Source organism: Meiothermus cerbereus DSM 11376, assembly GCF_000620065.1.
Classification (GTDB): Bacteria; Deinococcota; Deinococci; order Deinococcales; family Thermaceae; genus Meiothermus; species Meiothermus cerbereus.
In genome coordinates this window covers 1-5,535 of the sequence record NZ_JHVI01000047.1, presented here as the reverse complement: position 1 = coordinate 5,535, position 5,535 = coordinate 1, and the positions used below count along the sequence as shown (strand labels likewise).

General features: G+C 60.7%; 10 protein-coding genes and 1 pseudogene. 3 read left to right on the top strand and 8 right to left on the bottom strand.

Going from position 1 to position 5,535, the window contains the following annotated elements:
• Positions 1-95: 95 nt before the first annotated feature.
• Together Q355_RS0113035 and Q355_RS16800 are read right to left on the bottom strand one after the other, a co-directional pair.
• Positions 96-476, bottom strand: a complete 381-nt coding sequence (locus Q355_RS0113035) for a hypothetical protein (RefSeq protein ID WP_245597583.1) — start codon at positions 474-476, stop codon at positions 96-98.
• Between the two features lie 103 nt (positions 477-579).
• The gene (locus tag Q355_RS16800; protein ID WP_156941932.1) at positions 580-732 is read right to left on the bottom strand and encodes a hypothetical protein; all 153 of its coding nucleotides are present in this window, start codon (positions 730-732) and stop codon (positions 580-582) included.
• An 81-nt stretch (positions 733-813) separates the two neighbouring features.
• Here Q355_RS16800 and Q355_RS0113025 point away from each other — a divergent pair, with 81 nt between their 5' ends.
• Positions 814-1,020 carry a type II toxin-antitoxin system VapB family antitoxin gene (locus tag Q355_RS0113025; RefSeq protein ID WP_027878176.1) on the top strand — a complete coding sequence of 69 codons (207 nt, stop codon included), beginning with the start codon at positions 814-816 and terminating at the stop codon, positions 1,018-1,020.
• Positions 1,020-1,430, top strand: coding sequence for a PIN domain-containing protein (locus tag Q355_RS0113020; protein WP_027878175.1), 411 nt, complete (start codon positions 1,020-1,022; stop codon positions 1,428-1,430). The genes Q355_RS0113025 and Q355_RS0113020 overlap by 1 nt, the downstream gene beginning before the upstream one ends.
• Here the strand turns inward: Q355_RS0113020 and Q355_RS16940 are convergent.
• Positions 1,417-1,596: a hypothetical protein gene (locus tag Q355_RS16940; protein ID WP_169735549.1), complete on the bottom strand. Its 180-nt coding sequence runs from the start codon at positions 1,594-1,596 to the stop codon at positions 1,417-1,419. The genes Q355_RS0113020 and Q355_RS16940 overlap by 14 nt on opposite strands.
• Before the next feature lie 35 nt (positions 1,597-1,631).
• Here Q355_RS16940 and Q355_RS0113015 point away from each other — a divergent pair.
• Positions 1,632-2,087: pseudogene (locus Q355_RS0113015) on the top strand (magnesium chelatase subunit ChlI family protein); the annotation flags it as partial.
• A gap of 190 nt (positions 2,088-2,277) precedes the next feature.
• On the opposite strand, the gene Q355_RS0113010 reads toward Q355_RS0113015, so the two are convergent.
• The 5 genes from Q355_RS0113010 to Q355_RS17035 all read right to left on the bottom strand — a co-directional run.
• Entirely contained in the window at positions 2,278-3,228 is a 951-nt protein-coding gene (locus tag Q355_RS0113010) for a nitrilase-related carbon-nitrogen hydrolase (protein WP_027878173.1), read from the bottom strand.
• Positions 3,229-3,353: 125 nt separating this feature from the next.
• Positions 3,354-3,845, bottom strand: a complete 492-nt coding sequence (locus tag Q355_RS0113005; protein WP_027878172.1) for a hypothetical protein — start codon at positions 3,843-3,845, stop codon at positions 3,354-3,356.
• 26 nt (positions 3,846-3,871) lie between these two features.
• A complete protein-coding gene (locus Q355_RS0113000; RefSeq protein ID WP_156941931.1) occupies positions 3,872-4,708 on the bottom strand; it encodes a hypothetical protein in 837 nt (278 codons plus the stop codon).
• Positions 4,709-4,831: 123 nt separating this feature from the next.
• Positions 4,832-5,197, bottom strand: coding sequence for a hypothetical protein (locus tag Q355_RS0112995; protein WP_156941930.1), 366 nt, complete (start codon positions 5,195-5,197; stop codon positions 4,832-4,834).
• A gap of 158 nt (positions 5,198-5,355) precedes the next feature.
• Positions 5,356-5,535 (bottom strand): hypothetical protein (locus Q355_RS17035; RefSeq protein ID WP_211247179.1); only part of this gene is annotated, 180 nt, incomplete at its 5' end.

Below are 5,535 nucleotides of genomic sequence, written 5' to 3'. Positions count from 1 at the left end.
CCTTTTGCGTGCCACAACCGGCCACCAAAAAGGCCAAACCCGCCAACACCGCCAAACCCACTGCTTTCACCGTTCTCCTCCTAAACATGCCGACCCTACCTCCTCGCGCTGAGGTCGTTCACCACAAACCGTATGGACCGCGTTTTTCCTTTCCCCCTTTCTGTGAAACTCACCAAGACCACCACGCCCCGCTGACCTGCGGGAGGGGGTGGCTGGCCCGGCTTGTTCCTGACGTTGAGCACCAGCAGCTCGCCGAACCGCGCCTGCCGCTGGTTGAGGCTGACGTCATACCCCGAGGACTCAGCGGTGAGCCAGAACCACTGGTTGTCCAGAGCAGGATCAGCGGTGTCGGTCTTGCGCAGGGTGAAATAGAAGCTGTAGCTGTCGAAGGGTTTGGTGACCACCCAGTAGCCGTCACTCTCCAAAATGGAGCGGGAGTAAGTGCCTTCTACCACCTTAGCCTCAATGGGATACATCGGGTAGAGCAGGCTACAGGCACTCAGGCTAAGGGTGAGCAATATCAAGGTTGCTGCTCTCATGTCGCTTCCTTCAGGGGCAAGGGGTAAGCCCCGCTCCGCGCTAGCACCTGGAAAACTCGGGCAGCAGGGGGGTTTCGGGGACAATTGCGCCCTGGGAGATGATGTCTCCATTTAGGTTAATCCCCAGGACGTTGACCCAGGCCATCATTCTGCCATCCAGCCCACTGTAGATGCTCACCCATAAGCGGATCACAGGGTGGTTGGGGTCTTGACTGTTACATCCGACTTTGAAGCACACTTAAATGCACCCAAGAGCGTGTATACTCAGGACACCATGCCCCGCATGACCATCGAAATTGACGAAGCCCTGCTAGAAGAGGCCCGCCAGGTGCTAGGGGTACGCACCAAACGCGAGGCCATTGAGCGGGCCTTGCAGGAGCTGGTGCGCCAGCAGCGCCGCCGGGGCATCCGGGCCCACGCCGGGCGGGTGGAGCTCGAGCTCACCCAGGAAACCCTGCGCGCGCTGCGGGAGTCCCGCTAGTGGCCCGCATCTTGGTAGATACATCGGCCTGGATTGAGTTTTATCACCCCAAGGGTGCCCGCCAGGTCAAGCAAGCCCTGGGTAACGCCCTGGAGGTACATGAGATCGCGGTCCTAGCGCCGATTGCCGTGGAACTTCTGTCCGGCGCAAAGAGCGAGAAAGACTACGGTCTTCTCGCCGCTGACCTGCAGGCCCTGCTCTGGCTACCCTTGGGAAGCGAAGAGGCGGGGGTGGCCGGCCAGCTGGCCTACGATCTGGCCCGTTCCGGCCAGCGGGTACCCACGGTGGACTTGCTGATCGCCGGAGCGGCCTTGGTGCATGGCTGCGAACTGTGGCACTTTGGCGATGCCCACTTTGCAACCATCAAGGGCCATAGCCCCCTGCAGGAACATAACCTCAAAAGCGCCTAGCCCTTTTCCCACTCACCCACCTCCAGGCCGTCCCGCTGCTCACCCCATACTTCCGGGCCAGGCTGCGGATTGAAGCCCGGGTCTTCCAGTATTCCGCTACCAGCGCCTCCCGTACCACCACCTTTCCCACCGGCCCCGGTTTTTGTCGAGGAAGAAAGTAGGTCATGTTACCTTGAATACCCCGATTGCCCTGCACACGCCTGCCCCTGCGGCTGGCACGGCGACCCGGAAAGGCCCTGTAGCTGCACCCCTGCCCAGCGGATGCGCTACAGCGGGCGCATCTCGGGCCCCCTGCTCGATCGCTTCGACCTGGTGGTGGAAGTCCCCCGGCTCACCCCCGAGGAACTCGCCCGCGCACCGGAAGGGGAGTCCACCGCCGCGGTGCGGGAACGGGTGCTGGCGGCAAGGGAGAGGATGAAGGCCCGCCAGGGGAAGCTCAATAGCGAACTCTTCGGTAGAGCGCTGCGCCAGCACACGGTGCTTTCCCCCTCCAGTGAAGCCCTCTTGCAAGCGGCTACTAAACGCTTAGCCCTCACCGCAAGGAGCTACGACCGCATCCTGCGGACAGCCCGCACCATCGCCGACCTCGCGGGGTCGGAGCGCATCCAGGAGGCCCACCTGGCCGAGGCGCTGACCTACCGGCGGAGTCTGGCGTGAGGATCACATGAAACAAGCATCCCTGCCTCACTAGAATGGGAGCAGTATGGCGTGCTATTGCGGCGCGGTCTGCGGTTCGGCTCCTCTTCCCCGAACTTCTTTGCGCAGGCTCTTGCAGGAACTCCGTGCCTTAGGAGGAGCAGGTGGCACGTGTTTATGCGGGATATTCGGGCAATGCAAGTTTTGAGTTTTATAGAAAGTCGCGCCTGCCTTGATGATCCCTCTCGGCTTTTCTGTGCAGCCCTTTCCACAGAAGGCTCACCAAAGTAGCGCACGTGACTGCCACCAAAATGTAGCTCAATTGGGCTGAAAAGTGCGCCGCGTTGGTGAGGCCGGAGTAGAGCGGGACGGATATTGCCCGGCGTTCGGAGCTAGCCCAGGGCATTCGCCACACTACTTTGCCTTTGGCATCTGTCATCGAGGTGTTCCCCGCCATCCCGACAAACAGCGCGACCCTCCCGGTCTCCGCCGAACGTACCTGCACACTCCTGAGCTGTAGAGCGGTGGCTGGAGGGCTTTGGGTGTTGGAAAGAAACAGCAGGGCTTGCGCTCCATTATGGACGGCTTTCAGGCCGATCCGCTCAAAGGCAGACTCGTAGCAAATACCCACGCCCAGAATCACATCACCGAAGCGGAGGGTGTTGGTTTGCCGCTCATTGCCCGCCTGAAGCCGGGCGTCCTCCTCGATTGGTACCAGGAAGATCTTGTTATAGCGGGCGGTAACCCGCCCTTTTTGTAACAGAACCACGGAGTTGTAAACCAAGGACTGGCTGCGGATGGTGCCCCCAATAAGCAAGTTGTCGTGGGCGAGCAGCCCTAGGTGGTCGGTGTCGAAGTCATAGTTGAATAGGCTGCTCTCAGGCAACACATTTAGCGCCCCACCCCTGAGTTGCGGGGAGAGTTCGCGGCGCAAGTAGTCCTCGCTGCGTGTGACAAAATGCTCGCCGTCCCCAACGATGCCTGGCTGCACCAAGTTGACCTCGAGGTAGCCCTCAAGCTGCGGCTGCGGTAACGCGCTGCTCAGCACGATGGCGAGGGCTACCCCGATGGCGAACACCGCCACACCGGTAGCCCGGTGGTGGTAAAAGGCCCACAGGCCCAGCAGCAGGGCGGCATAGATTACAAAGCTCGCCCCGTACATCCCTAGTTGCGCGTAAAGCCCAGACAACGCGGGAGAGAAGAGGTAGTAACCGTGTGATACCAGATTCGGTTAGTTCGTCACCGAACGGTGACGAACTAACCCGACCGAAGGGAGTGCTCTAGGATTCAAAAAGATAGCCTCTTAGCGCTTTTTGTTTGAAGATTATCTTTTTGAATCCGGTATGAGAACGGAACCGCGCGGTTGTGCAGCAGGTCGGGGTCGGAGCACACTCGGTCGAATAAGCTCATCGAGGATGCAAACAGCAGGATACGCGACGGGGTGAGCGTACTGGGGAAGGTGGCGGTGGCAACGGCGGAAAGCGCCGTTATATATAGAATGATCAGCGCGTATAACGTGGCGATGGCCGCTGGTTCTATGCTGTACAGGCCGAATAGGGAGCGGGTAACCAGCAGATTGATGCTGAAAAGGTAGCTCGCCATAACCAGGCCCCGGTTCTGCCATGAGGCCTGTCGGTGGGCCAAGGCGAAGACGGCCAGGAGGGCCAATGGCGAAATCCAAGCAGGCAGTGGCCCGGTGACGCTGAGGTAGACCAGGCCACCAAGACCAGCGGACAAGGCCAGGGGCAGCGGAGCCGCTATGGTGAGCTTAACCTCCATAAACGGCCTAAGCAGGCTGGTGCTATTCACCGTATCGCCCCGCGAAGGGTGAAGGCGGGCCAGATCGGGGTCACTTCTACCGGCTGCTTGGCGGAAGCTCCGTAGGAGTAGAGCGAGTAGCAGTGGACTAGGCCCAGTTCACCCTCGGCGGGCACCTCGAGCATTGCCCTGACGGTTGCGTATTGGTTTGCTGGCAGCCGCAGTGTGATGAGAGATTGACCGCCCACGAAGGCGAGCTGTGTGTAGTTATGTAAGCAGACGAGATGGTACGTCGTGGCCCTGGCGGTGTCGTTGTAGATCAGCACCTCGACCGGTTGCCTCTCGGTGCTGATGCGGATGATCCCCCCGAAGGTGTTGATCGCTTCTCCTACCGCCGAGATGTGGCTGAGGGTGGGCCTGTCAGGGTGTGCGGGTGTGCTGTCGGCGGGGCTGGCCCACTCGCCGAGTCTCTCCCCGTTAGCGACCGTGACTACGTCGGAAAGAAGCCTTGGCTCAAGCCGGGACAAATCCCCTTTACGCACTAGCTCACTAGCCGAACCGGTTTTGTCTGCGATGTGCCGGGTGAACACCACCGACACCGAATCCCGGAGGCTGATGCGTAAGGGTACCGAGCGCGTCGCGGGCCGGTCGCAGGCCACAGCGATGTTGGACTCGATGTGCTGCAAGCGCCCGTTCACGAACACGAAAGCGTCAAAATTTATTGTCGGCACCGGAGCTTTAACCAGTGCGAGGCGTAGGTCGAGGCTGGAGCGGTCCCCTGCGGGACTGAGCGCCACGCCGTTAGTGAAACCGGCTTCGTTCGCCGAAAAACACCCTGCCCGCTGAGCGGAAAGGGGGGCAGCGGCGAAAAACTTAAGGCCCACAGAGGCCAGGACAGCGACAGCTATTAACAGCAGTAGGGCATCTCGCATGGTTCTCCCCGCGTGCTTTAGCCCAGTCAAAGCTACGGGCCAAGGCGGAAATTCCCTGCCTCGGCCCATGCCTGCTTACCAGGGTTGCCAGGAGTATTGACCGCCGTTGTTATCCGAGTAGACGACGGTGCGGCCTCCGTTGGGGGTCGGGTCGTCGTTCGCAGGAAGGGCTTTGTGGAAGCCGTATCCGAGAATACCAGAGTAAAGGTTGGCAAAGTCCGCGCAGTTGTAGGTGTACGTTGTGTCGGCAGTGAGCGCACCCATGTTCCCGCTGTAGCTCTCTTTATAGTCCGACTGGGCCACGAGTTGCCTACCGCCTGCGAAGGTTGTGAAAACCAGCACCGCCTTGGCCGCGAGATACCTGGGGTAGTACAGGTTGGCGACGGGGCGGTTGCTGGAGGTGGTGGCGGTGTTGCGAGCGGTGGCTGATCCCCTGCCCATCTGAACCACGCAGTCCGCTTTGGCATCCGACGCGCGAGAAGCTCCCTGCACGGTGAAGGGGTCGCTTGTCGAGCGGCCGGGGGAAGGTTTAGCGGAGACCAGGCTCAGGCTCGAGGCCAAGACCAAACCGCACAACAGCGGGTAAAGGATTTTCTAGCTCATCGTACATCCCTCCCCTGACGCGCAGCGATCCGGCTCTCGAGAATGGTGCGGAAGCTACGGCCGCTCATCACAGCTAGCCTTGCAGGCGCGCTCCTTTGGTCGGCCATACTCGCGAGCGTTCTCAAGTCGTCAATGCTCAACTCGCCGTCCACCGATAGCTCACGCACGTCGCGCAC

Bases quoted from the DNA above. Each gene is read 5' to 3' on its own strand.
- Q355_RS0113035 (WP_245597583.1), bottom strand. From the start codon at position 476: ATGTATCCCATTGAGGCTAAGGTGGTAGAAGGCACTTACTCCCGCTCC.
- Q355_RS0113025 (WP_027878176.1), top strand. From the start codon at position 814: ATGCCCCGCATGACCATCGAAATTGACGAAGCCCTGCTAGAAGAGGCC.
- Q355_RS16940 (WP_169735549.1), bottom strand. From the start codon at position 1,596: ATGACCTACTTTCTTCCTCGACAAAAACCGGGGCCGGTGGGAAAGGTG.
- Q355_RS0113010 (WP_027878173.1), bottom strand. From the start codon at position 3,228: ATGTACGGGGCGAGCTTTGTAATCTATGCCGCCCTGCTGCTGGGCCTG.
- Q355_RS0113005 (WP_027878172.1), bottom strand. From the start codon at position 3,845: ATGGAGGTTAAGCTCACCATAGCGGCTCCGCTGCCCCTGGCCTTGTCC.
- Q355_RS0112995 (WP_156941930.1), bottom strand. From the start codon at position 5,197: ATGGGCAGGGGATCAGCCACCGCTCGCAACACCGCCACCACCTCCAGC.